Source organism: Erwinia sp. HDF1-3R, from assembly GCF_039621855.1.
Lineage (GTDB): Bacteria > Pseudomonadota > Gammaproteobacteria > Enterobacterales > Enterobacteriaceae > Erwinia.
The window spans coordinates 3,670,222-3,694,878 of sequence record NZ_CP155071.1 but is presented as its reverse complement, the minus strand read 5'-3'; the positions used below and the strand labels follow the sequence as shown (position 1 = coordinate 3,694,878).

The 24,657-nt window shown below is 53.9% G+C and carries 26 protein-coding genes, 1 other RNA gene and 1 pseudogene; 17 read left to right on the top strand and 11 right to left on the bottom strand.

Going from position 1 to position 24,657, the window contains the following annotated elements:
* Window positions 1–133: 133 nt before the first annotated feature.
* The 3 genes and pseudogenes from AAGR22_RS16735 to smpB all read right to left on the bottom strand — a co-directional run.
* A pseudogene (locus AAGR22_RS16735) lies at window positions 134–1,003 on the bottom strand (primase-like DNA-binding domain-containing protein); the annotation flags it as partial.
* A gap of 217 nt (window positions 1,004–1,220) precedes the next feature.
* Window positions 1,221–1,584, bottom strand: a transfer-messenger RNA (tmRNA) gene (ssrA, locus tag AAGR22_RS16730).
* A 46-nt stretch (window positions 1,585–1,630) separates the two neighbouring features.
* Window positions 1,631–2,113: an SsrA-binding protein SmpB gene (smpB, locus tag AAGR22_RS16725; RefSeq protein WP_067709562.1), complete on the bottom strand. Its 483-nt coding sequence runs from the start codon at window positions 2,111–2,113 to the stop codon at window positions 1,631–1,633.
* Window positions 2,114–2,271: 158 nt separating this feature from the next.
* Between smpB and AAGR22_RS16720 the strand changes: the two genes are divergently transcribed.
* Both AAGR22_RS16720 and AAGR22_RS16715 read left to right on the top strand, forming a co-directional pair.
* Window positions 2,272–2,706 (top strand): type II toxin-antitoxin system RatA family toxin, encoded by a 435-nt coding sequence (locus AAGR22_RS16720; protein WP_067709560.1) that lies wholly within the window; start codon window positions 2,272–2,274, stop codon window positions 2,704–2,706.
* Window positions 2,699–2,986 carry an RnfH family protein gene (locus AAGR22_RS16715; protein WP_345828613.1) on the top strand — a complete coding sequence of 96 codons (288 nt, stop codon included), beginning with the start codon at window positions 2,699–2,701 and terminating at the stop codon, window positions 2,984–2,986. Before AAGR22_RS16720 ends, AAGR22_RS16715 begins: the two co-directional genes overlap by 8 nt.
* A 70-nt stretch (window positions 2,987–3,056) precedes the next feature.
* Here the strand turns inward: AAGR22_RS16715 and bamE are convergent, their stop codons facing one another.
* The 3 genes from bamE to nadK form a co-directional block, all read right to left on the bottom strand.
* Entirely contained in the window at window positions 3,057–3,404 is a 348-nt protein-coding gene (gene bamE / locus AAGR22_RS16710; protein WP_067709555.1) for an outer membrane protein assembly factor BamE, read from the bottom strand.
* Window positions 3,405–3,706: 302 nt separating this feature from the next.
* Entirely contained in the window at window positions 3,707–5,368 is a 1,662-nt protein-coding gene (recN, locus tag AAGR22_RS16705) for a DNA repair protein RecN (protein WP_345828610.1), read from the bottom strand.
* Between the two features lie 87 nt (window positions 5,369–5,455).
* A complete protein-coding gene (gene nadK / locus AAGR22_RS16700; RefSeq protein ID WP_067709666.1) occupies window positions 5,456–6,334 on the bottom strand; it encodes an NAD(+) kinase in 879 nt (292 codons plus the stop codon).
* Between the two features lie 124 nt (window positions 6,335–6,458).
* Between nadK and grpE the strand changes: the two genes are divergently transcribed.
* Window positions 6,459–7,040, top strand: coding sequence for a nucleotide exchange factor GrpE (gene grpE / locus AAGR22_RS16695; protein ID WP_067709550.1), 582 nt, complete (start codon window positions 6,459–6,461; stop codon window positions 7,038–7,040).
* Window positions 7,041–7,118: 78 nt separating this feature from the next.
* Here grpE and ung read toward each other — a convergent pair whose 3' ends face one another.
* The gene (ung, locus tag AAGR22_RS16690; protein ID WP_067709548.1) at window positions 7,119–7,799 is read right to left on the bottom strand and encodes a uracil-DNA glycosylase; all 681 of its coding nucleotides are present in this window, start codon (window positions 7,797–7,799) and stop codon (window positions 7,119–7,121) included.
* Window positions 7,800–8,084: 285 nt separating this feature from the next.
* Here ung and grcA point away from each other — a divergent pair, with 285 nt between their 5' ends.
* Window positions 8,085–8,468, top strand: coding sequence for an autonomous glycyl radical cofactor GrcA (grcA, locus tag AAGR22_RS16685; protein ID WP_067709546.1), 384 nt, complete (start codon window positions 8,085–8,087; stop codon window positions 8,466–8,468).
* A 58-nt stretch (window positions 8,469–8,526) separates the two neighbouring features.
* Here grcA and srmB read toward each other — a convergent pair whose 3' ends face one another.
* Window positions 8,527–9,852, bottom strand: coding sequence for an ATP-dependent RNA helicase SrmB (srmB, locus tag AAGR22_RS16680; RefSeq protein WP_345828607.1), 1,326 nt, complete (start codon window positions 9,850–9,852; stop codon window positions 8,527–8,529).
* A 132-nt stretch (window positions 9,853–9,984) separates the two neighbouring features.
* On the opposite strand from srmB, the gene AAGR22_RS16675 reads away from it, so the two are divergent.
* A complete protein-coding gene (locus tag AAGR22_RS16675) occupies window positions 9,985–10,722 on the top strand; it encodes a tRNA1(Val) (adenine(37)-N6)-methyltransferase (RefSeq protein WP_345828606.1) in 738 nt (245 codons plus the stop codon).
* Here AAGR22_RS16675 and nadB read toward each other — a convergent pair.
* A complete protein-coding gene (gene nadB, locus AAGR22_RS16670; protein ID WP_345828605.1) occupies window positions 10,713–12,323 on the bottom strand; it encodes an L-aspartate oxidase in 1,611 nt (536 codons plus the stop codon). The two genes, AAGR22_RS16675 and nadB, sit on opposite strands and share 10 nt — an antisense overlap.
* Before the next feature lie 469 nt (window positions 12,324–12,792).
* Here nadB and rpoE point away from each other — a divergent pair, with 469 nt between their 5' ends.
* The 11 genes from rpoE to acpS all read left to right on the top strand — a co-directional run bounded on the left by rpoE (window position 12,793) and on the right by acpS (window position 22,215).
* The gene (gene rpoE, locus AAGR22_RS16665) at window positions 12,793–13,368 is read left to right on the top strand and encodes an RNA polymerase sigma factor RpoE (protein ID WP_345828604.1); all 576 of its coding nucleotides are present in this window, start codon (window positions 12,793–12,795) and stop codon (window positions 13,366–13,368) included.
* Between the two features lie 28 nt (window positions 13,369–13,396).
* Entirely contained in the window at window positions 13,397–14,047 is a 651-nt protein-coding gene (gene rseA, locus AAGR22_RS16660) for an anti-sigma-E factor RseA (protein WP_345828603.1), read from the top strand.
* Window positions 14,047–15,000 (top strand): sigma-E factor regulatory protein RseB, encoded by a 954-nt coding sequence (rseB, locus tag AAGR22_RS16655; protein ID WP_345828601.1) that lies wholly within the window; start codon window positions 14,047–14,049, stop codon window positions 14,998–15,000. The genes rseA and rseB overlap by 1 nt, the downstream gene beginning before the upstream one ends.
* Window positions 14,997–15,455, top strand: a complete 459-nt coding sequence (gene rseC, locus AAGR22_RS16650; RefSeq protein ID WP_067709530.1) for a SoxR-reducing system protein RseC — start codon at window positions 14,997–14,999, stop codon at window positions 15,453–15,455. Before rseB ends, rseC begins: the two co-directional genes overlap by 4 nt.
* A 332-nt stretch (window positions 15,456–15,787) precedes the next feature.
* A complete protein-coding gene (gene lepA, locus AAGR22_RS16645) occupies window positions 15,788–17,587 on the top strand; it encodes a translation elongation factor 4 (protein WP_345828600.1) in 1,800 nt (599 codons plus the stop codon).
* Window positions 17,588–17,613: 26 nt separating this feature from the next.
* Window positions 17,614–18,573, top strand: a complete 960-nt coding sequence (gene lepB, locus AAGR22_RS16640) for a signal peptidase I (RefSeq protein ID WP_345828599.1) — start codon at window positions 17,614–17,616, stop codon at window positions 18,571–18,573.
* A gap of 137 nt (window positions 18,574–18,710) precedes the next feature.
* Window positions 18,711–19,391 (top strand): ribonuclease III, encoded by a 681-nt coding sequence (gene rnc / locus AAGR22_RS16635; protein WP_067709524.1) that lies wholly within the window; start codon window positions 18,711–18,713, stop codon window positions 19,389–19,391.
* Window positions 19,388–20,293, top strand: coding sequence for a GTPase Era (era, locus tag AAGR22_RS16630; RefSeq protein ID WP_345828598.1), 906 nt, complete (start codon window positions 19,388–19,390; stop codon window positions 20,291–20,293). The genes rnc and era overlap by 4 nt, the downstream gene beginning before the upstream one ends.
* 5 nt (window positions 20,294–20,298) lie before the next feature.
* The gene (gene recO, locus AAGR22_RS16625) at window positions 20,299–21,033 is read left to right on the top strand and encodes a DNA repair protein RecO (protein WP_345828597.1); all 735 of its coding nucleotides are present in this window, start codon (window positions 20,299–20,301) and stop codon (window positions 21,031–21,033) included.
* Window positions 21,034–21,103: 70 nt separating this feature from the next.
* Complete coding sequence (gene pdxJ / locus AAGR22_RS16620; RefSeq protein ID WP_345828596.1) at window positions 21,104–21,835, top strand: pyridoxine 5'-phosphate synthase; 732 nt, start codon at window positions 21,104–21,106, stop codon at window positions 21,833–21,835.
* Window positions 21,835–22,215 (top strand): holo-ACP synthase, encoded by a 381-nt coding sequence (acpS, locus tag AAGR22_RS16615; RefSeq protein ID WP_345828595.1) that lies wholly within the window; start codon window positions 21,835–21,837, stop codon window positions 22,213–22,215. The genes pdxJ and acpS overlap by 1 nt, the downstream gene beginning before the upstream one ends.
* A 32-nt stretch (window positions 22,216–22,247) precedes the next feature.
* Here the strand turns inward: acpS and AAGR22_RS16610 are convergent, their stop codons facing one another.
* Entirely contained in the window at window positions 22,248–22,502 is a 255-nt protein-coding gene (locus AAGR22_RS16610; protein ID WP_345828594.1) for a YfhL family 4Fe-4S dicluster ferredoxin, read from the bottom strand.
* Window positions 22,503–22,622: 120 nt separating this feature from the next.
* Window positions 22,623–23,300 (bottom strand): S24 family peptidase, encoded by a 678-nt coding sequence (locus tag AAGR22_RS16605; RefSeq protein ID WP_345828593.1) that lies wholly within the window; start codon window positions 23,298–23,300, stop codon window positions 22,623–22,625.
* A 285-nt stretch (window positions 23,301–23,585) separates the two neighbouring features.
* On the opposite strand from AAGR22_RS16605, the gene AAGR22_RS16600 reads away from it, so the two are divergent.
* Complete coding sequence (locus AAGR22_RS16600) at window positions 23,586–23,960, top strand: antiterminator Q family protein (RefSeq protein WP_067709507.1); 375 nt, start codon at window positions 23,586–23,588, stop codon at window positions 23,958–23,960.
* The last annotated feature ends 697 nt before the right edge of the window (window positions 23,961–24,657 follow it).

Genomic DNA, 24,657 nt, shown 5'->3' with positions numbered 1-24,657 from the left:
TTATTTATATTCATATAGTTAAGTGGTGATCGCTTAAGCCGCTACTCTTCACCACTCTTCACCCGGGGTGAACACTGTTCACCTTCAGGCATAAAAAAACCGGCCGGAGCCGGTTTGGTGTTTTTCGTATAGCTTATGCATCGCAGCGCGGCAGCCAGTCGACCTCGCAGTCCTCGCTCAGCTCCAGGCTGGTCTGGATGCCGTTCTTCGTTTTGCGCTTCAGCAGTTCTATCTCGTACTCCTTCAGCGTCTGTGGCACCGCCTGGCCGAACGCCGTCAGGCTCATGGGGTACTGATGGCCCCTGGCCTCCATAAACGAAAGGTAGGCGTGATACAGGTAGCGCCTGGGGTTCATTGGCCGGATATTCGCATTACCGATAAACAGGCCGGTTGGCGTGCTCAGTGGCGTCAGGTAGCCGCAGAAGTCGACCAGCGGGTCGGCGCTGCGCTTGATTTCCAGCGCTTCCTCTGACGACTGCTGCGCCTGTCAGAGCTCGCGGGCATCGTCCGGTTTCGTAAATCGCTGCATCAGGTGGCGCACAATAACCACCAGCTCACCGGCAATCTTCTCCAGCAGCTTTGGATCACGTTCGTTCGCCGGTATGACGTCCGGGAACGGCAGGATAACCCGGTGACGCGATACGCCGCCGCTGCGGTCGCTGAAGCGCATCGGGTTGTTGTTCACCGCCAGTATTACCGCCGGGATGTGGGTTGAATAGGCGTCACGGTACTTCGGGTCAATCGCCACGGCGTCGTCGCCGGTGATCGCCTTGATGCCCGCGCCGTCGCCGCTCCACTTCTCCTGGTCGGGCAGGATAATTAATGGGTAGCCGACCACGCTTGCACGTTCCCGTGACGACTCCAGCGTGTCGATTGTCGCGGCCGTGGTGTTGTCTTCTCCGGCCAGCAGGCGGGCAATGGACGCCATCACGCTTTTCCCGCTGCCGCCGGGGCCGGTGACCTCAAGGAACAGCTGCCAGTCATAGCGGTTTGCCAGCACCATATTTAGCAACCTGGGCGGGGCGATTACCGTGCCATGCAGTACAATCCTGCGCGAATTGCTATCCGTCACTGGCATACATTTTATCGTATACCAATTACCGCCGGGTTTAGCTGAATCGCGAGGGATGATGACAGGCACAAAAAAGCCCGCAGGGCTTACGCCTTGCGGGCTTTCAGGACTTCATCGAATGGGTCTGGTAACCAATCGACCAAGAATTTGGTGGAGCTGGCGGGAGTTGAACCCGCGTCCAGAATTACTACACCGTCGGCACTACATGCTTAGTCCAGTCTTTACATTCGCCGGTTAGCTGCGAACGGACACGCTACTAACAAACTAGCCTGATTGGATTTAATGCTTCAGCCCCAGGCAGGACATCCACACGATCTCTTTTGGGTTTGACCTCTCTTGATCCCCGTCCTAAGAGCGGAGGCTAGGGAGAGAGGGCTCTGAGCAGGTTATTAAGCTGCTAGTGCGTAGTTTTCGTCGTTTGCAACTATTTTTTTGCGGCTTTTAACGAGGCAAACCGCCCCTCGGCATGCTCCTAGGGCTTCGCAAATCCTGTCGAATCCAGAATCAGCCCCAAGTACTGTATAGCAGTATAACAGAAAACGCCTGCCAGGCAAAGGCTTAGCGGTTGGCGTGTTTCATGATACGTGCTTTGTCGGTTTTCCATTCGCGATCTTTAATATCGTCGCGCTTGTCGTGCTCTCGCTTACCTTTGGCTACGCCGATTTTCAGTTTGGCCCAGGCATTTTTCCAGTAGAGCGACAGCGCCACGATGGTATAGCCATCGCGGTTGGCTCTCTCGAACAGGGTCGCCAGCTCGCGCTCTTTCAACAGTAGCTTACGGGTGCGGGTAGGATCGCAGACCACGTGCGAAGAGGCACCAATCAGTGCCTGGAAGGTGGCGCCGAACAGGTAGGCTTCTCCATCGCGCAGCATAATGTAGCTTTCGCTGATATTGGCCTTACCGGCACGGAGTGATTTAACTTCCCATCCCTGTAGCGAAAGCCCCGCTTCGAACTCATCCTCAATGGAGTATTCATGGCGGGCCCGCTTGTTCATGGCAATGGTAGCAGAACCGGGTTTATGTGCTTTTTTCTTTGTCATAGTGCTACTTAGTGTACATGAAGCGGTTAATGATGGCATCCCCTGTAACAACAGGCGCGGAGAAAAGCGCTATTTTAGCAGAACGCTGGCGGCTGAGAATTTTTGTTTGATCCCCGGCGATGGTATTATTCGAATGTTGAAGATTAACAGGAAACGTTATGTCCCAGATTAGTCGTTCCGCGCTGGTCCCCTTCAGTGCTGAGCAAATGTTCCGGCTGGTAAACGATGTTGATGCCTATCCGGAATTTCTACCAGGCTGTACCGGCAGTCGCGTACTTGATGCCAGTCAACAGCAGATGACGGCATCGGTGGACGTTTCCAAGGCCGGGATCAGTAAAACCTTTGTCACGCGCAACACGCTAACAGAGAACCAGAGCATTCATATGCAGCTGGTCGACGGCCCGTTTCGCAAGCTTACCGGCGGCTGGCAGTTTACTTCGCTCAGCGAAGATGCCTGTAAAGTGGAGCTGAATCTGGAGTTTGAATTCTCCAATATGCTGGTAGAGATGGCATTTGGTCGGATATTTAAAGAGCTGGCCAGCAGCATGGTGCAGGCGTTTACCAAACGCGCGAAAGAGGTCTACAGTGGCTGATATCCTGGTTGAAGTGGTTTACGCGCTGCCCGATAAGCAATATCTCTACCAGGTAAGCGTAGAGGAGGGTAGCACCGTGGAGCAGGCCATTCGCGCCTCTGGCATTCTTGAGGTGCGCAGCGATATCGATCCCGCCAGTAATAAACTGGGGATTTACAGCCGCCCGGTTAAACCGGGTGACGAAGTTCACTCGGGCGATCGCGTCGAAATTTATCGTCCGCTGCTGGCGGACCCGAAAGAGCTGCGCCGTCAGCGGGCAGAGCGGGCAGCAAAAAAATAAGGCGCTATAAGCGCCTTACTATTTCTGCCGGGATGTCATGCCGTGAAGGGTATCTCAACGGCAATCACGATCAGGCTTTTTTGCCAGACAGCGTCGGTTTGTTATCAATGTTCGTCAGCGTACCGTTGGCATCAAAGGTCAGCGTCAGCGTCTGCTGAGTGACCGGCTGATGACCCGGCTCCTGACGGAACACGTAGTACCAGACGTTGCTGCCAAACGGATCGTGCATCATCGGCGTGCCCAGCGTGTAAGCTACCTGCTGTTGCGTCATGCCAGTGTGAATTTTCGAAACGTCATTCGCAACCAGGTAGTTACCCTGGTTGATATCTGGCCGGTAAACCACTCGTTCCAGAGTGGAGCATCCAGCAGTCATCATCAGAAGAACCACCGCCGCAGCAGTCAGCGTTTTACAGCGCATAAGTATCTTTATTCCTTTTCGGGCCAACACCTTGGGCATCTGGCTATTTTATTTGCCTGTCCGCATCCGACCGTCTTTGCCGCACCTGTTCATCATACTCATGTAGATGAAGCGCGGCTGACCGGATGCAGCCTGGCTGTAACAATAACGCCAGATGTCCCGTGCATCAATCACCAGCATCTGGCTGTATCGGTTTATCACTACGATTACAGCGTAAGAAGCCGATGATAATAAACCTTTTCGCAGTTTAAAACCTCTGCGAACCAGGGGTATGACCACAGCGGCGAAAAAAAGTGCGGCAATCAGGCTGCTAAAAGCTCTTTTGCGTTAGCCAGTGTATTCCGGGTTACTTCGCTTCCGCCCAGCAAACGCGCCAGCTCCTGCAGACGCGCGCGCTTGTCCAGCGGCTGCATATGCGTTTCGGTCATTGCACCATCGGTCTCTTTGCTGACGTAGAAATGCTGATTGCCACAGCCCGCCACCTGCGGCAGGTGGGTCACGCACATAACCTGCGTTGATTCACCCAGCTGGCGCAGCATTTTACCGACTACCGCCGCGGTAGGACCGCTGATACCCACGTCCACTTCATCGAAGATGAGCGCCGGTGTATCCATCTTACGGGCAGTAATCACCTGAATCGCCAGCGCAATACGTGAAAGCTCACCGCCAGAGGCCACTTTAGACAGCGGCTGTAGCGGCTGGCCCGGGTTCGTGGTGACGCGGAAATCAACGCGATCCGCGCCTTCTGCCGTCAGATGCTCCGCCGTAAACTGAACGTCGATGCTAAGCTGACCGTGGGGCATGGACAAGGCATGCATGCTCTCACTAATAAGGTCGCTAAGCTCCTGAGCGAAGTGCGCCCGGCGAAGATGCAGGCGCTCTGCGCAGGCCATCGCGGCCTGATGATGGACGGTGACCGCCTGCACCAGCTCCGCCTGATCGCTCTCCTGCTGATCCAGCAGGGTTTGTTCTTCAAGCAGCTGCTGATGAAACGCGGCCAGCTCTTCGGGCGCGATATGATGTTTACGCGCCAGCGCGATCTGACGCGACAGGCGCTGCTCAAGCTCTTGCAGGCGGTTAGGATCCAGGTCCAGCCTTTCGCAGTAGTGGCGGAGTTCATCACTGGCTTCGCTGATTTGGATGGCGGCCTCGTCCAGCAGATTGGCTACGCCGCTCAGCCTGTCATCCATGCCGATCAGTTCGCCGATCAGCTGCTGGGCGGTATAAAGCTGGTTTTGCAGCGTGGTACTTTCGCCATCGGCCAGCAGCATCAGCGCCTGCTGACCGGTGGAGATCAGTTGCCCACTGTTCGCCAGGCGTTTGTACTCTTCGTCAATATTTTCATATTCACCGGCAACGGGGGCAAATTCATTCAGCTCTTTTAGCTGGTACTGCAACAGTTCACGGCGAGACTCCCGCTCCTGCGAAAGTTGCTGATGATGCGCCAGCGTACGGCAGCTTTGATGCCACTGGCGATAGCTGCTGCTCATCTCCTGCATCAGCCCGTTTTCGCCGCTGTAGGCATCCAGCAGGGTCTTCTGATGATCGGGTTTTAACAGGAGCTGATGAGCATGCTGTCCGTGGATCTGAATCAGATGCTGGCCCAGATCGCGTAGCTGTGAGAGGGGAACGGCGGTGCCGTTGATAAAGCCGCGTGAGCGGCCATCGCTGCTGATAACCCGGCGCAGCAGGCACTCGCTCCCCTCGTCCAGCTGGTTTTCAGCCAGCCAGCGCAGGGCAGAGGGGGTATCCTTCAGCGAAAAGCGGGCGCAGATGTCGGCCCGCGTGGCACCCTGACGCACCATATCTGCTTCAGCCCGGCCGCCGAGGCAAAGACCCAGCGCATCAATGGCGATGGATTTACCTGCGCCGGTCTCGCCGGTGATAGCGGTCATACCGCGCTGAAAATCGATTTCCAGTTCACGAACAATCGCAAAGTTACTGATGGTCAGTTGTGCCAGCATAGTTAGCGTTCCTGTATGAAAACACAGATATGGTTTTTCATACAGTATATACTGGTTTTTTAACCAGTAAAGAGCTGGCGTCGGTTTTTAAAACAATTTTTTTGACCAGCCCAGCTTGGAACTTAGCGTATTGAAATAATTATAGTTTTGAGGATGAATCAGATTGAGGTGGTCCTCATTTCTGCGGATCAGCACGTCCTCGCCCTCCTGAATAGGCAGCGCAATCTGGCTGTCACAGCTGACTTCAAGATCGCTTCGTCGATCCGAAAAGCGCAGGCGGATGGTGCTACTGCTGTTAATCACCAGCGGGCGCGCAGAGAGCGTGTGCGGGAACATCGGTACAATCGCGATGGCATCCAGCGACGGCGTTAGAATCGGCCCACCGGCGGAGAGCGAATAAGCGGTAGACCCGGTAGGCGTGGAGATTATCAGGCCGTCGGAGCGTTGCGAAAACGCAAAGGTTTCGTCGATGTAGACTTCAAACTCAATCATGTGGGCGACCTTGCCGGGGTGCAGCACCACTTCGTTGATCGCCGTACCAATGCGCGGTTCGCGCCCCTGACGACACACCTGAGCCTCCAGCAGAAAGCGGCTTTCGGTGATGTAGTTGCCCTCCAGCACGTCGGCCAGCTGTTGCTGCGCGTTGTCCGGGTCGAGGTCGGTTAAAAAACCCAGATTACCGCGGTTAATACCGATCACTTTGATATCGTAGCGGGCAAGGACGCGAGCGGCACCCAGCATATTTCCATCACCGCCCACTACGACCGCCAGGTCAGCATTCTGACCGATCTCCGCCATCGTCCCCGTTTGCACATTCGCCAGGTTCAGCTCGCGGGCAATTTGCTCCTCAATAATCACCGCATAGCCTTTTGCCGTCAGCCAGCGATAGAGCATTTCATGCGTGGTCAGCGCGGTAGGATGGCGCGGATGGCCGACAATACCAATGCAGTGGAAAGGGGTGTTCATGATGCTGGCGTTCCTCATGAGGTAAACTACCTCAGACAATGTGACGGGTTCCCTTGAAACCGCAATTCTGATCCCCATAATAAGCGAACCAGCGAGAAGAATGTGCATAAACGCGGAGAAATTCATGAGTAGTAAAGAACAGAACACACCAAACGAGCAAGTCTCAGACGAAATTGAGATGGAGCAGGCACCACAGCAGGAAGACGGGGCGGCAGAAGGCGTGGATCCCCGTGATGAACGCATTGCCGAACTGGAAGCCCAGCTGGCGCAGGCCCAGGGCGGCGTTCGCGAGGCTCAGGTTCGCGCACAGGCTGAGATTGAAAATATCCGTCGCCGCGTAGAGCTGGACGTCGAAAAAGCGCATAAATTCGCGCTTGAGAAATTTGCCAACGAGCTGCTTCCGGTTATCGACAGCCTTGAACGTGCGCTGGAAGTCTCCGACAAAGAGAATCCTGAACTGACTGCGATGGTTGAAGGGATCGATCTGACGCTGAAGTCTCTGCTGGGTGCCGTACGTAAGTTCGGCGTGGAAGTGGTAGGCGAAGTTAACGTGCCGTTCAATCCTGAAATCCATCAGGCGATGTCGATGATTGAATCGGAAGAAGTGGCGCCTAACCACGTGCTGATGGTGATGCAGCGTGGCTACACGCTGAATGGCCGTCTGCTACGTCCGGCAATGGTTGCGGTGGCAAAAGCCAAAGCGTAACCCCTGCGAAAAAGCCCTCTGAGGGAGCGTGTCGGTCTGATCCGTCCGCGCTTCCTTCAGGGGGCTTTTTTTATCTGCCTATTCCGGCAGATGCGGCGTCCAGTCGATGGGACTTTCACCGTGCTGTTCCAGCCACTGGTTGGCTTTAGAAAAATGCCCGCTGCCAAAGAATCCCCGGTGCGCGGAGAGGGGGGAGGGGTGTGGTGCCTGCAGCACGTGGTGACGCTGCCGATCAATAATGCTGCCTTTCTTCTGCGCGTGCGATCCCCAAAGCAAGAACACTACGTCCTGGCGATGCGCATTAATCAGAGATATCACCTTATCAGTAAAGGTTTCCCAGCCAAAGCGGGCGTGAGAGTGCGCCTGACCTGCCTCAACGGTTAACACCGTATTGAGCAGCAGAACCCCCTGACGCGCCCAGCTTTCGAGAAAACCGTGACCGGGACGCTCAAAGCCAGGGATATCCGTGACCAGCTCTTTATACATATTCACCAGTGAAGGCGGGACCGCCACGCCGGGCAGCACGGAAAAGGCCAGTCCATGAGCCTGATTAGGGCCGTGATAAGGGTCCTGCCCAAGGATCACCACCTTAACATCGCCCAGTTCCGTCAGGCGAAAAGCGTTAAATACGTCTTTTTGCGGAGGGTAAACCACCTTCCCCGCTGCGCGTTCACTGGCGACTTTACGCAGCGTCTCAATGAAATAGGGCTGCTCTTTTTCCTGCGACAGTACGTCGTGCCAGGTCAGTTCATTGACCATTTCTCGCCTCCTTTAGTGTCTCTGTCGTCTAGCTTAACGCGTATCCGCACCGCGGCAAAATTAAAATAATTTTGATAATTTACAAAAAAATATTAAATTCCGCCGGAGGCAAAGTTGCGATAAATCATTAGCTTGAGCATAAGCAGACATCTCAGCTACCGGCTTTATTGATATTGGTCAACATTGCGCCGACAGGAGACTGATATACAGAATGATAGAAGCTGAAATTACTCCTTTAACAACGCGCTGGTGTCTGTCAGCGCCGCACTGCCTGGGAGGCAAATCATGATTACTGGAATTCAGATCACTAAAGCAAGCAACGCCACGCTGGTTAACTCATTCTGGCTGCTGGACAGCGACAAAGATGAAGCGCGCTGCGTCTGCGCCAAAGCGGGCTACAGCGAAGATCAGATTGTCCCGGTCACCGACCTGGGTAAAATTGAATACCGTGAAATCCCGCTTGAAGTTAAGCCTGAAGTCCGCGTAGAGGGCGGTCAGCATCTGAACGTTAACGTTCTTCGCCGTGAAACGCTGGAAGATGCGGTGAAGCATCCTGAAAAGTATCCGCAGCTTACGATTCGTGTATCAGGCTACGCCGTTCGCTTTAACTCGCTGACGCCTGAGCAGCAGCGTGATGTGATTACCCGTACCTTTACTGAAAGTCTGTAACGTCTCCGTAACGGGTAATAAAAAACCGCCTCAGTGAGGCGGTTTTCTTTTTTGCGCTTTATTCTGCGCTGTCGCCATTCACCGTACCGCTTGGCTTACGACGCTTACCAATATTTTTCGCATCGCGATGGCGTTTTTTCACCCGCGGCTTCGTCTCTTCGCTCTCTTTTTTCTCTTTGCGTTTCGCCATCACCTTCTTCGACGGCTTACCGCTGAGTTTCTCGCTCGGCGGTCGGGTCGTTGGGCGGAGTTCATCAATGGTGCGCGCTTTCAGCGGTTCGTTAATGTAACGGCTAACCTTTCCGAGCAGGAGATTGTCATGTGCCTCAACCAGCGAGATCGCTGTGCCTTTCTTACCTGCGCGGCCCGTGCGGCCAATACGGTGCAGATAGATGTCAGCGGTACGCGGCATATCGAAGTTAAATACGTGGCTGACATCGTCAATATCAATGCCGCGAGCGGCGATGTCCGTCGCCACCATGACGTTAACGCGCCCGTCCACGACGCGTTTGATCGCTTCGTTACGTTTGTACTGCTCAAGCTCACCCTCAAGGTAGCTGGTATTGATACCGGCTTCGCGCAGCCAGCCACACAGCTCGTGCACGCGCTCGCGCTTGCGTACAAAGACCACGGAGCGGGTAACGTCGGTCTGCTTAAGCAGGTGGATCAGCAGCGCCGTTTTATGCTTGATATCATCGGCACGGTAGTACCACTGCAGAATTTTCTTGCGTTCGCGACGGGCGGGATCGGCCTCAATCTCAACCGGCTCGTTAAGCAGGCGGTCGGAGAAGTCCTTGATCGCATCGCCTTCCAGCGTGGCAGAAAAAAGCAGGGTGTGCTTGCGCCAGCGGGTTTCGGCAGAAATGGTTTCGATATCCTGCGCAAAGCCCATATCCAGCATGCGGTCGGCTTCGTCGAGGATCAGCGTTTCCACCGCACGGCAGTCAAAGTTTTCTTCTTTGATGTATTGCAGCAGGCGACCGGTGGTAGCAACCACCACATCCTGGTTTTCGCTGAACACTTCGGCATGGTTCATATAGGCCACGCCGCCGGTGATGGTGGCAATATCCAGGTGCGTATATTTAGCCAGCTCGCGGGCCTGATCGGCCACCTGCATCGCCAGCTCACGCGTTGGCGTCACCACCAGAATACGCGGGGGACCGGATTGCTTACGGGGAAAATCGAGCAAATGCTGTAGAGCAGGCAGCAAATATGCCGCTGTTTTGCCTGTACCTGTTGGTGCCGAACCCAGAACGTCGCGACCCTCCAGTGCAGGCGGGATCGCAGCGGCCTGGATAGCCGTAGGGCGCGTAAAGCCCTTGTCCTGCAAGGCTCTCAGCAGGCTTTCATCAAGTTCGAGTTCGGAAAAAGTGGTTACAGTCATGTTCTACCTCAGTTTGGGGCGCTGATTATAGACAGATTGGCCGCGATCTTCATCTGTTTGTGTGGCCTTTATGACTTTTCCTTACATCTGCTTTGTCCTATGCTAGCGCCGTTTCCACTTCAGGTCAGTCAAATGTCTCAGCATAAAGCGGTTTTGCGCGCCAATGGATTTACCTTTAAACAATTTTTCGTCGCTCACGATCGTTGCGCAATGAAAGTGGGCACGGATGGCGTGCTTCTGGGTGCCTGGGCCCCGGTTGCAGGCGCGCAGAGGGTACTGGATATCGGTACCGGCAGCGGCCTGATCGCGCTGATGCTGGCACAGCGAACCGGGCAGGGGACGATTATCGATGCGGTTGAACTGGACGAGCAGGCCGCCGGGCAGGCGCAGGAAAATGCGCAGGCCTCACCCTGGGCCGATCGCATTCATATCTGGCAGGATGATATCCGGCGGTGGGCGCAGCAGTGCGAGCATCGCTACAGTCTGATTGTCAGCAATCCACCCTATTTTGTGCCCGGCATTGACTGTGCCACGCCTGAACGGACAGCCGCCCGCTATACCACCGGTCTTACCCATGATGTACTGCTGGCGTGTGCGGAAACCTTAGTGGCGGAAGAGGGCTTTTTTTGCGTGATCCTGCCCGCGGCCGCAGGCCAGGCGCTGGCCGATTTGGCGCAGCAGCGCGGCTGGCATTTGCGCTTTCGTACCGATATCTCCGATAACGATAATCGCCCGCCCAATCGCGTTATGCTGGCGCTATCGCCCCGCGAGGGCGAGCAGTTGATCGATCGTATGACCATTCGCGGGCCGGACCAGCGCTATTCTGACGCGCACTGTAGCCTGACCCGGGATTTTTACCTTTACCGCTGATCGGGCGTCAGAATGGTAGGGGCGGCCACCGCCAGCGGGTGAGGATAATCCAGCTGGTAATGTAGCCCGCGGCTCTCTTTCCGCGCCATCGCACAGCGCACCATCAGTTCAGCTACCTGTACCAGATTACGCAGTTCAAGCAGGTCACTGGAGACGCGGAAGAGAGCGTAATACTCATCAATTTCCTGCTGAAGCATGCTGATGCGGCGCAGTGCACGCTCCAGGCGCCGGGTGGTGCGAACAATACCCATATAATCCCACATCAACAGCCGCAGCTCATGCCAGTTATGCTGAATAACCACGCGCTCGTCCGCGTCGTCAACGCGACTTTCATCCCAGACTGGCAGATCCCCGACGGGTGGCACGGCTTGTAAATGCTGGTTTATCTCTTCCGCGGCCGACCAGCCGTAGACGAGGCACTCCAGCAGCGAGTTGGAAGCCAGCCGGTTTGCCCCGTGCAGGCCCGTATAGCTGACCTCGCCAATGGCATACAGCCCATCAACGTCCGTGCGTCCATGCCGATCAACCATCACACCGCCACAGGTATAGTGCGCGGCCGGCACAATCGGCACGGCATCACGGGTCAAATCGATGCCCAGCGTGCTGAGCTTCTCAGTAATAGTCGGAAAATGCGCACGAATAAAATCCGCCGGTTTATGGCTGATATCCAGAAACATACAGTCTGCACCCAGCCGCTTCATTTCGTGGTCGATGGCGCGCGCTACGATATCACGCGGGGCCAGCTCGGCGCGCGGATCGAAATCGGGCATAAAGCGCGTTCCATCCGGGCGCTTCAGCACCGCGCCTTCGCCTCGTAATGCTTCACTTAACAGAAAATTTCTTGCCTGAGGATGGAACAGGCAGGTTGGATGAAACTGATTGAATTCAAGATTGGCCACCCGACAGCCCGCCCGCCACGCCATGGCAATACCGTCGCCGGAGGCAACATCCGGGTTAGTCGTATACTGATAGACCCTTGCAGCTCCGCCCGTCGCCAGCACTACGGTGCGGGCGCGCCAGGTTTCAACGTGTTCCCGGTTGCGGTTCCAGATCCAGGCACCCACGATGCGGCGCTTACCGGGCAGACCAATCCGATCGGACGCGATCAAATCCACGGCATTACAGCGCTCAATAAGCCGGATATTAGGGTGGCGAAGTGCCTGACTCACCAGCGTGTTTTCTACCGATCTCCCTGTGGCATCCGCGCTGTGCAGAATACGGCGGTGGCTGTGACCACCCTCACGCGTCAGGTGATACCGGGCAGTGGGGCTGAGCGGACTCTCTTTATCAAAAGGTACACCGTTATCGATCAGCCACTGAACGCAGTGCCGCGCATTGCTGGCGACAAAAGTGACCGTTTCGCTGTCGCAGAGTCCGCCCCCGGCGATCAGCGTATCCTCGACATGGGAGGCAATACTGTCTGTTTCGTCGAACACTGCCGCTATCCCGCCCTGAGCATAGAGGGTGGACCCCTCGTGAATGCTCTCCTTGCTCAGAACGATAACCTGATGCGTTCGCGCCAGACGCAGCGCCAGTGCCAGCCCGGCGGCACCGCTGCCGATGATTAATACGTCACTGCTGTATTCAGGGGAAGTTTTCATGGTGTTTAATATACTAAACAGGCTGTTTGCTGAGCATATCATCGAGTTTCGCTGAAAAAAAAGCCTTTTTGGCACAACACCTGTTCAAAGGGGGAGGATAAGGGGCCCAGGACGTTGAAAAACGATGTCATTTGGCTATGCAGCCCGAAGGACGACGTTAATATTGCGAACAGCGGCGGATTGCCGAGATTTTAAGGTGAAAAAGGGAGCCTGTTGGGGTACTCTGCGGCGTTAACAGGACTTTGCATCACCAGGCGTAGAAGTAGAGAAAACAGTAGCTGCTTGAACCGGATAGAAATCATAAAAATGCGTACCGGCTCTCTTCTTCGCATAGCGTCATCACACATATAACAGCGTATGGAACTTAACTCATGATCATCACTCTAAGCGGATGCTTGCTCAAAAAATATGAGTTGTTGCGGGTAGTTCGTCAATGCGTTGGAAAAGATTGGGGGAGACATTACCTCAGATGAGCGAGCAGTTAGCAGATCAAGTTCTCGTTGAGCGCGTGCAGAAAGGCGATCAGAAGTCATTTAACCTCCTGGTGGTTCGCTACCAGCACAAAGTGGCCAGTCTGGTTTCCCGTTATGTACCCTCGGGAGACGTACCTGACGTTGTTCAGGAATCGTTTATAAAAGCGTATCGCGCGCTGGATTCATTCCGGGGCGACAGCGCATTTTATACCTGGCTTTATAGGATTGCCGTTAACACGGCTAAAAATTACCTGGTTGCTCAGGGGCGTCGTCCACCGGCAAGTGATGTGGATGCAATTGATGCGGAAAACTTTGAAAGTGCAGGCGCACTGAAAGAAATTTCGAACCCTGAGAACTTAATGTTGTCGGAAGAACTGAAGCAGGTAGTTTTTCGTACCATTGAGACACTTCCCGAAGACCTGCGTATGGCAATTACGTTAAGGGAACTGGATGGCCTGAGCTATGAAGAGATAGCCAGCATCATGGAGTGTCCGGTAGGTACGGTGCGGTCCCGGATTTTCCGTGCCCGCGAAGCTATCGACAATAAAATTCAACCGCTTATCCAACGCTAGCAATAGCGGATACAGGAAGGTATAAGGCATGCAGAAAGAACAACTTTCCGCTTTAATGGACGGGGAAACTTTAGATAACGAAGTTTTGTCAGCCTTGTCTAACGACGCCACGCTCCAGAAAAACTGGGAAAGCTATCACCTGATTCGCGATACCCTGCGTGGCGATCTTGCGCCGGTGATGCATTTTGATATCGCCGACCGTGTCGCAGCGGCCATCGAACGTGAGCCGCGTAACAAAACGACGCCGCTTATTCCTGAAGCGCAGCCCAAACCGGAGCGCTACGAGAATATGCCGTTCTGGCACAAAGTGCGCCCCTGGGCGGCACAGATTACTCAGGTTGGTGTGGCTGCCTGTGTTTCACTGGCGGTTATTGTGGGTGTGCAGCATTACAACCAGCCACAGAGTGGTCAGACGGGATCGGATGCACCGGTGTTCAACACCCTGCCGATGATGGGTCAGGCCTCGCCGGTAAGCCTGGGTGTACCCTCTGAGAGCGCTGAGATGAGCAGCGCCCCACAGCGCGTACAGGATCAGCGTCGCCGCGTTAACGCGATGCTCCAGGATTATGAACTGCAGCGCCGTCTGCATTCCGGCCAGGCTCAGTTTGAACAAAACCCTGCGCAGCAGGCCGCCGTTCAGGTTCCTGGTAACCAGTCGTTAGGAATTCAGCAGCAGTAATGAAGCAACTTTGGTGTGCCGTCAGCCTTATGGCTGGCAGCCTGATGTACTCCTCAGTCGCCCCGGCGGAAACCACCTCCGGGGCGCTTCTGCAACAAATGGAGCAGGCCAGCCAGTCTCTTAATTACGAACTCGCCTACATCAACGTTTCCAGGCTCGGGATTGAATCCCTGCGCTACCGTCATGCTGTGCTCAACGATAAAGTCTACGCTCAGCTATTACAGATGGATGGCCCCCGGCGCGAAGTTATCCAGCGCGGCAAAGAAATCAGCTACTTCGAGCCGGGTCTGGAACCCTTCACGCTAACCAGCGACCATATTGTTGATTCCCTTCCCTCACTGGTGTTTGCCGATTTTCAGCAGGTTGCTGAGAATTACGATTTTGTGCCAGTAGGGCGTGCACGCATTGCCGATCAGCTGTGCGAAGTCGTCCGCATCGTGGCGCGAGACGGAACCCGCTACAGCTATATCGTCTGGCTGGACAGCGAAACAAAGCTGCCCCTGCGTATCGATCTCCTCGACCATGATGGTGAAACGCTCGAGCAATATCGTGTTGTTAGCTTCGCGGTGGACGATGGGGTGCGCAGAATGATGCAGGGGCTGGAAAAAGCCAATATGCCCCCTTCGTTCTCGATGCCGGTGGGTGAGAAAGTGACGTTTAACTGGAAGCCCGGCTGGATCCCTGCCGGAATGAAAGAGCTGACGGAAAGCCGTCGACGCATTCCGGCGCTGAACAAGCTGGTGGATTCGCGGCTCTATTCAGACGGCCTGTTCACCTTCTCCATCAACGTGAGCGCGGCCGATAAAAATAGCGTTCCGCAGCTATTGCGCACAGGTCGCCGTACGGTGCAGACTGAAATACGCGATAATACTGAAATTACCCTTGTGGGTGAACTTCCCCCCTCAACGGCTAAGCGTATTACTGACGGCATTGTTTTAGGAGCAGCGCGATGATGAGAGAATGGGCCACGGTCGTTTCGTGGAAGGACGGCATAGCCACGCTTCATTCGGAAATGAAAACCTCCTGTAGTAGCTGTTCAGCCCGCAAGGGCTGCGGAAGCCAGGTGCTGAATAAGCTGGGGCCAAAAAATGCGCATGTGATGACGGTTGCAAGCAGCGAGCCGCTTATTGCTGGTCAGCGTATTGAGCTGGGTATTGCTGAAAAAAGCCTGCTGAGCTCAGCCCTGCTGGTCTATATGACGCCGCTGGTCGGCTTGTTCCTGGTGGCCGGCCTGTTTCAAATGCTGTTTCACAGCGATTTGGCCGCAGCGTCGGGCGCACTGCTGGGCGGAACAGGCGGTTTTATTATCGCCAAAGGGATCTCGGTTTATTTGGGTAAATCGGCCTCCTTCCAGCCCGTCATTTTGAGCATCGCATTACCACCCGATGCCCTGCGTGTTGAAACCTAATCCTGCCCCGGTTCATCTTTCACTGGCTCCCTTCAGGGGAAGCCGGTATCGGCTTATCCCCCGTTATCCGATCTCTGCTCCTTTCGTTAACCGCCCGCACAGTCAAACGGTCAATGAAATGCAGCGCTGTCATGCGTACGCCAGTCAGAAGGCAATGCATTAACAGGCAGGGTATATAATTTGATGAACCGCTATGTATGTGAATTCTTTCGTGGCGGGGGCTAACAGTGTAAGATGCGTGCTCATTGATGGCGGGTACATTGCGTGAAGTGTCCAGTGTTATGTTCACCGCAAGAACTAAACCGAACGTTTAAGCGAAAATATTCATATAAATGAAGCATATAAGAAACTTTTCTATCATCGCTCATATCGACCATGGCAAATCCACGCTATCCGATCGTTTAATTCAGATTTGTGGCGGCCTGACCGAACGTGAAATGGCGGCGCAGGTTCTGGATTCTATGGATTTAGAGCGCGAACGCGGCATTACCATCAAGGCGCAGAGCGTAACGCTCGACTATCACGCGCCGGACGGTGAAACTTACCAGCTCAATTTTATCGACACGCCGGGCCACGTGGACTTCTCTTATGAAGTTTCCCGCTCGCTGGCAGCCTGTGAAGGCGCTCTGCTGGTGGTTGACGCCGGGCAGGGTGTGGAAGCACAGACCCTGGCCAACTGCTATACGGCGATGGAAATGGATCTGGAAGTTGTACCGGTACTGAACAAGATCGATCTGCCCGCAGCCGATCCCGATCGCGTGTCGCAGGAAATTGAAGACATCGTGGGGATTGATGCCACCGATGCCGTTCGCTGCTCTGCGAAAACCGGCGTGGGCGTGCCCGACGTGCTGGAGCGCCTGGTGCGAGACATTCCGCCACCGGAAGGCGACCCGGATGGGCCGCTACAGGCGCTGATTATCGACTCATGGTTCGATAACTATCTGGGCGTGGTATCGCTGATCCGCGTTAAAAACGGCACCCTGCGCAAGGGTGAAAAAGTAAAAGTTATGAGTACCGGGCAGAGCTACAACGCTGATCGCCTGGGTATTTTCACGCCAAAACGCGTCGATCGCGACGTGCTGAAGTGTGGTGAAGTAGGCTGGCTGGTCTGCGCCATTAAGGACATCCTGGGCGCTCCGGTGGGCGATACGCTGACGCTGGCACGTAATCCCGCCGATAAGTCGCTACCGGGCTTTAAGAAAGTGAAGCCGCAGGTTTACGCCGGGCTGTTTCCCATCAGCTCAGACGACTACGAAGCCTTCCGTGATGCGCTGGGCAAGCTGAGCCTTAATGACGCGTCGTTGTTCTACGAGCCAGAAAGTTCGACGGCACTGGGTTTCGGATTCCGCTGTGGTTTCCTTGGCCTGCTGCATATGGAGATCATTCAGGAGCGTCTGGAGCGTGAATACGATCTCGATCTGATTACCACCGCCCCGACCGTCGTGTACGAAGTGATCACCACGTCGGGTGAGACGGTTCATGTAGACAGCCCATCCAAGCTGCCGCCGCTGAATAATATTGAAGAGCTGCGCGAGCCGATTGCGGAATGTCATATGCTGATGCCACAGGAATACCTTGGCAACGTGATTACTCTCTGTATTGAGAAACGCGGCGTACAGACCAATATGGTCTACCACGGTAATCAGGTCGCGCTGACCTATGACATTCCCATGGCGGAAGTGGTACTCGACTTCTTCGACCGTCTCAAGTCGACGTCGCGCGGTTACGCCTCACTGGATTATAACTTCAAGCGCTTCCAGGCCTCCGACATGGTACGCGTAGACGTGCTGATCAACAGCGAGCGCGTTGATGCGCTGGCGCTGATCACCCACCGTGATAATGCACCCTACCGTGGACGTGACCTGGTGGAGAAAATGAAGGAGCTTATCCCGCGCCAGCAGTTTGATATTGCTATTCAGGCGGCGATTGGTAACCACATTATTGCCCGCTCTACCGTGAAGCAGCTGCGTAAAAACGTCCTGGCTAAATGCTACGGCGGGGATGTGAGCCGTAAGAAAAAGCTGCTGCAGAAACAGAAAGACGGTAAGAAACGCATGAAGCAGGTCGGTAACGTTGAGCTGCCTCAGGAAGCGTTCCTTGCCATTCTCCATGTCGGTAAAGACAGCAAATAGAGCCTGTGGGCTTTGAGGGAAGTGGAATGGCAAATATGTTCGCCCTGATTCTGGCGATTGCAACCTTACTCACCGGCATTGTCTGGTGTATTGATAAGTTTAAGTGGGCACCGGCCCGCAGGGCAAAGCTGGCAGAGTCAGGCGCTGCCACGGGCACGCCGGAGCAGATTAAAGCGGCGAAGCAGCCAGGCTGGGTGGAAACCACTGCATCGGTATTTCCGGTGCTGCTGCTGGTGTTCGTAGTGCGTTCATTCATCTACGAACCCTTCCAGATCCCTTCAGGTTCGATGATGCCAACGCTTTTGATCGGGGACTTTATCCTGGTTGAAAAATTCGCCTACGGCATCAAAGATCCGATTACGCAAACTACGCTGATCCCGACCGGGCATCCGAAACGTGGCGATATCGCGGTGTTTAAATACCCTAAGGATCCGAGCCTGGACTATATCAAACGCGTGGTGGGGCTACCTGGCGATCGGGTCAGTTACGATCCGCAGAGCAAAACGGTGAGCATTAATCCGGCCTGTGCAGGTCAGTCCTGTGAAAAAGCGCTGCCGGTGACCTACTCCAACGTCGAGCCGAGCGATTTTATTCAGACCTTCAGCGGCTTTGACGGCAATGAAGTAGGCAATGGTTTTTATCAGATGCCGCAGGGCGAATCCATGCGCGGCGGACTGCGTCTGGCTACCCGCAATGAAACGCTGGGCGACGTTACGCACGCTATTTTGCTGGTCACCCAGGCGCCAGGTCAGGCAAGCTCGTACTATCAGCAACCGGGTCAGCCACAGTCGACGTGGGTGGTACCTCAGGGTATGTATTTCATGATGGGCGACAACCGCGATAACAGCGCAGACAGCCGCTACTGGGGCTTTGTTCCCGAGCGCAATCTGGTTGGTAAAGCGACCACCATCTGGATGAGCTTTAAGAAGCAGGAAGGTGAATGGCCTACTGGCGTTCGCCTGAGCCGCATTGGCGGTATTCACTGATGCCTACCCGCGGGTAGCATTACTTAGGCGGGTGAGTGCCTGTTGGCATTCACCCTGCACACGAAACAGTCCCGTGTTGGCGCGTCCAGCCCTGTTCCGTGTGCAGAATAATTGACGCATTCAGATACTGGTAACACATGAATCCCATCGTAATTAACAGGCTCCAGCGTAAGTTGGGCTACACTTTTACCCATCAGGAACTGTTACAGCAGGCACTTACGCACCGTAGCGCCAGCAGTAAACATAACGAAAGACTGGAGTTTCTGGGCGACTCAATCCTTAGCTATGTGATTGCTAATGCGCTCTATCAGCGTTTTCCACGCGTTGATGAAGGGGACATGAGCCGCATGCGCGCCACGCTGGTGCGCGGCAACACGCTGGCTGAAATGGCCCGTGAGTTTGATCTCGGTGAATGCCTCCGTCTCGGTCCCGGCGAATTGAAAAGCGGTGGCTACCGCCGTGAATCAATTCTGGCCGATACCGTAGAGGCGTTAATCGGCGGTGTTTTTCTGGACAGCGATATCCAGTCCGTCGAGAAACTGATCCTCAGCTGGTATGCCAGCCGTCTGGATGAGATAAGCCCGGGTGACAAACAGAAAGATCCCAAAACGCGTCTGCAGGAGTATCTGCAGGGTCGCCATCTGCCGCTGCCCTCCTATCTGGTGGTGCAGGTGCGTGGCGAAGCGCATGACCAGGAATTTACTATTCACTGCCAGGTAAGCGGCATGGCGGAACCGGTTGTAGGAACCGGATCCAGCCGTCGCAAAGCTGAGCAGGCAGCGGCCGAACAGGCCCTGATTAAGCTAGGACTTGAATGAGCGAACAAACCACCCATTGCGGCTTTATTGCTATCGTAGGCCGCCCAAACGTCGGGAAATCCACTTTACTGAACCAGCTTCTGGGGCAGAAGATTTCTATTACCTCGCGTAAGCCGCAAACCACGCGTCACCGCATTATGGGGATCCATACCGAAGACGGCTATCAGGCCATCTATGTGGACACACCCGGCCTGCATATGGAAGAGAAACGGGCGATCAACCGTCTGATGAACCGTGCGGCAAGCAGCTCAATCGGTGACGTCGAACTGGTTATCTTTGTTGTGGAAGGTACGCGCTGGACGGCTGACGATGAAATGGTGGTCAACAAGCTGAAAGATGGCAAAGTGCCGGTTCTGCTTGCCATCAACAAAGTTGACAACATTACCGACAAAAGCATCCTGCTGCCGCACATGCAGTTTCTCAGTCAGCAGATGAACTTTATGGATGTGGTACCGATCTCTGCTGAAAGCGGTAAAAATGTCGATACCATTGCCAGTATTGTGCGTAAGCGCCTGCCGGAAGCTGTCCATCACTTCCCGGAAGACTACATCACCGACCGTTCGCAGCGCTTTATGGCCTCCGAAATGATCCGTGAAAAGCTGATGCGCTTTCTGGGCGCGGAGCTGCCCTATTCGGTGACGGTTGAAATCGAACAGTTCGTGACCAATGCGCGGGGCGGCTACGATATCCACGGTCTGATTCTGGTTGAGCGTGAAGGCCAGAAGAAAATGGTTATTGGTAACAAGGGTGCCAAAATCAAAACGATTGGTATTGAAGCCCGTAAGGATATGGAAGAGATGTTCGAGGTGAAGGTCCACCTTGAACTGTGGGTTAAAGTGAAGTCGGGCTGGGCGGATGACGAACGTGCTCTGCGCAGCCTGGGCTACACTGACGATCTCTGATCCTGATGGAAGGCTGGCAGCGCGCGTTTGTACTGCATGGGCGCCCATGGAGCGAAACCAGCCTGATGCTCGACCTCTTTTCTGAAAATTACGGACGCATCCGCGTTGTTGCCAAAGGCGCGCGCGGAAAGCGCTCCAGCCTGAAAGGCGCGCTGCAACCCTTCACCCCACTGCTGGTGCGGTGGGGGGGACGCGGAGAAGTAAAAACGCTGCGCGGGGCTGAACCTATCTCTCTGGCTTTACCCCTGTCTGGCATTACCCTCTACTGCGGCCTCTACGTTAACGAACTGCTCTCACGCGTACTGGAGCAGGAAACCGCCTTCACCGAACTTTTTTTCGACTATCTCTACTGCCTGCAGGCGCTGGCAGCAGCCAGCGGTTCGCCTGAGCCCGCGCTGCGCCGGTTCGAGCTGGCGATGCTGGGCCACCTGGGCTACGGCGTCGACTTTCTGCACTGCGCAGGGAGCGGCGAAGAGGTGGCCGAGGGCATGACCTACAGCTACCGTGAAGAGAAAGGCTTTATTGCCAGCCTGGTGATAAACAATAATACCTTTACCGGGCGTCAGCTGCGGGCGCTTTACGAGCGAACCTTTCCCGATGCGGATACGCTGCGTGCCGCCAAGCGCTTTACGCGCATTGCGCTAAAGCCTTATCTTGGGGGAAAGCCGCTGAAAAGCCAGGAGCTTTTCCGTCAGTTTGTTCCCAAAAAGCGCGCCGACCCGCTTCCCGATGCTGAATAAGCACGCGCTTATACCGGCAGGCGCAATGAACAATGTACTCTGCAAATAATGTGAAAAATTGAGGTCCGCTATGGCTGAATTGTTGTTAGGCGTTAATATCGATCACGTTGCGACCGTGCGTAATGCGCGCGGTACTCACTACCCGGATCCGGTGCAGGCGGCTTTTGTTTCTGAACAGGCGGGGGCGGATGGCATCACCGTACATCTGCGGGAAGACCGTCGTCATATCACCGATCGTGACGTACTGATCCTGCGGCAAACTATTCAGACGCGCATGAATCTTGAAATGGCCGTTACCGACGAGATGATCGATATCGCCTGCGAAATCAAGCCGCATTTCTGCTGTCTGGTGCCAGAAAAACGTGAGGAAGTCACCACCGAAGGCGGTCTGGACGTGGCCGGTCAGCTGGAAAAGATCACCGTTGCCGTCTCGCGCCTGAAAGAAGCGGGGATCCTGGTATCGCTGTTTATCGATCCCGATCATCAGCAAATTGATGCCGCTATGGCTACCGGGGCACCCTTTATCGAAATTCATACCGGTGCCTATGCTGAAGCCAGTGAGGGACGGCTGCGTGATGCGGAATTCAAACGCATTAAAGATGCGGCGGTCTATGCTGACGGCAAAGGGCTGAAAGTGAATGCCGGGCATGGGCTGACTTACCACAACGTTCAGCCGATTGCCGCGCTGCCACAGATGCACGAGCTTAATATCGGTCACGCCATCATTGGTCGGGCGGTGATGAGCGGGCTAGCGGAAGCGGTTAAAGAGATGAAAAATCTGCTGCGGGAAGCGCGTCGCTAATGGCGATTCTTGGCCTTGGCAGCGATATTGTGGAAATTGCCCGTATTGAAGGGGTAATTTCCCGTTCCGGCGACCGGCTGGCGAAGCGGGTGCTGAGTGAAAATGAATGGCAGCAGTATCTGGCCCATCAGCAGCCGGTGCGATTTCTTGCCAAACGCTTCGCGGTGAAAGAAGCGGCAGCCAAAGCCTTTGGCACCGGCATTCGCGGCGGCCTGGCGTTTAATCAGTTTGAAGTTTATAACGATGAGCTGGGAAAGCCGGGCCTGCGCTTTTTTCTGCAGGCGGCTGACGTGGCGAAGAGGCTGGGCGTGGTTCATGTTCATGTCACGCTGGCTGATGAGCGTCATTACGCCTGCGCCACGGTAATTATTGAGAATTAAGCAGGCAGGATCCTGTCTGCACAATCCCCCGATCAGCTGGCGTGATGCAGCACCACAAACTTTTCCCACAGCCGTTCGCGGCTTTCGATACGGTCCGGGTCGGTCACAACGGTATTGTCGATCGGGCAGACCTGCTGGCAGGTTGGGGTATCGTAATGCCCTACGCACTCGGTACAGCGATCGGCATCAATCTGGTAAATCGCATCGCCCATGGAGATGGCCTGATTAGGGCATTCAGGCTCGCACATGTCGCAGTTAATACAGTGCCGAGTAATTAGCAAAGCCATATAACGTTCATTTCCATAACCCGTTTCACGGGCAATCGTTTAACTGACGGCAATAATTTACCATATTGCCGGCTCGGCAGGCGAGTGCTGACTGACCCGACCCTGACGAAGGTCAGGTAATCAGGGATACCAGAGCGATGATTTTGCAATACCCGCCACGTACTGCATTTTTGTGACATCCTGCACGGCAATACGAATGGGGGCATGATCTTCATTCACCGGTAAAAGGTGGAAAAAACCATCTCGTTTGAACAGAAACGTTTTGACCATCACTTCGCCATTATTCGTCACTACCAGCACCTCGTCACCGGGATGAAAATTCTGGTTAGGTTCGACGATAACAAACTCACCCTCCTTAATACGCGGCATCATTGAATCACCCACGCACTTAAGCGCGTAAACGTCATGATCGCTGGAGGGCCAGCGTAGAAAACCATCTCCGTTCCCGACCGGATACTGCATATCGCTCCAGTAGCCGCCATGTCCCAGCTGAGTATTCCCCAGTACCGGCACTTTTTGCAGCGCAAATGAGTGAAGGTCGCCTTCAATCTGAATCAGGTTACTGCTTTGTATCGATCTCAGGTCGCGTTCGATAAGATCAACGGGGGATACCTGAAAGTAATCTGCCAGGTATTTCAGCGTCGTATACTTGGGATCCTTGACCTCACCGGTCAGCAACCGATGCAGCGTTGACTGCTGTAAATTTACTCTTTTTGACAGCTCAGTTACGCTTATAATCCCGCTTTCATCCATTAAGTGTTTGATATTTCGGTTAAGAATATCGAGATCAAAAATCATCGTGTTATCTCTCGTTAAATTTTCCTGTTGGGTAATGCATTTTTGCATTAAAATTGCTTTTCTAATCGTTTGTGGGTTGATGACTAATGCATTTTAGTATAGATTGCCAACATTGTCACCATCGATAAGCCGGATTAAAGCATGTCTGGCGAGCCTGCGGTCAGTTCGGGCGTACGTTCGGACCCTTAGGGACAACGCGTCGTAACAGAACAGATGTCAGGAAGATGGGGGGCAGAAGGCAGGGGAAATATCACCCGGGACAGGATTACGTAAGAGGGGGGTTATATGCGAGATATACAAAAGGTACTGGAAAGATGGGGTGGATGGGCTGCGGCAGAGGGCACACAGCTGGACTGGTCACCTGTAGCGGCAGGTTTTAAAAGCCTGTTACCGACAGAGAGTAAGTCCCGTCTGTCCTGCTGTGATAATGACGGGATGATTATTGACTCCGCCATTGCCACATTAAAAAGGGTGGGGCGCGATGAAGAGGTTGATCTGGTTGTTCTACATTATATGTATAATGTGTCGAAATCGGGTATTGCCCGTAAGCTGAAATGTTCGGAAGGGAAAATCCGTAACCAGCTGATGATAGCCGAGACGTTTATTGATGCCTGCATTATTATGACGGACGCGAAACTCGAAATGGACGCATGGGTTTAAAATTTTCAATAATAAGTCTTTTCGTAACGAATTATCCCTGATAATCTGATAAAAATTGAAATTAACTGATTAAATCTGAGCGATTTTACTGGATGAACCACAGTTATTTCCTTTAGCCCTTAAGGGGTTTAGTTTGTAATGAAATCCTGTTCTTTGATCCCACGGGTTGTGGGAGTGTTTTACGGGCGATGATTTATTAATATTTGAAAAAAATCATACTAAGTGCTTTTCGTAACGAAATTAACGAGGTACTGTATTAGCATGCAAGTAAAGATGCTGTCGCTGTAAAAAAACCTGCCTTCATGGCAGGTTTTTTTATGGGTAAAACAAAATGTTATTTGATTCGTTATGTAATCAACTGCGTATTTTTTTTGGTTGAGAAATAAAAAATAAAAGCTTTTCGTAACGAAATTCATCCTCTACTATAGCATCATGAAATAACTAAGCCGGTGATGATTGGTTGGGTTATTAAGAGAGTTTCATGCGGATAGCATGTGCTGTATATAAATGATGTTTATGATGTGCATCTGATTAAATTCAAAAAAAATCCCAGTAAAGCTTTTCGTAACGAATTCTACACTGTAGTGTGAAAGCATACAGATTGAATAAGAACAGATGCGACTGGCGGATTTCCCGGTGCAAGAGGCATTGCTGTAAGGCGTGTTACTTCACCCTCGATTAACAACTCCTTTTATCA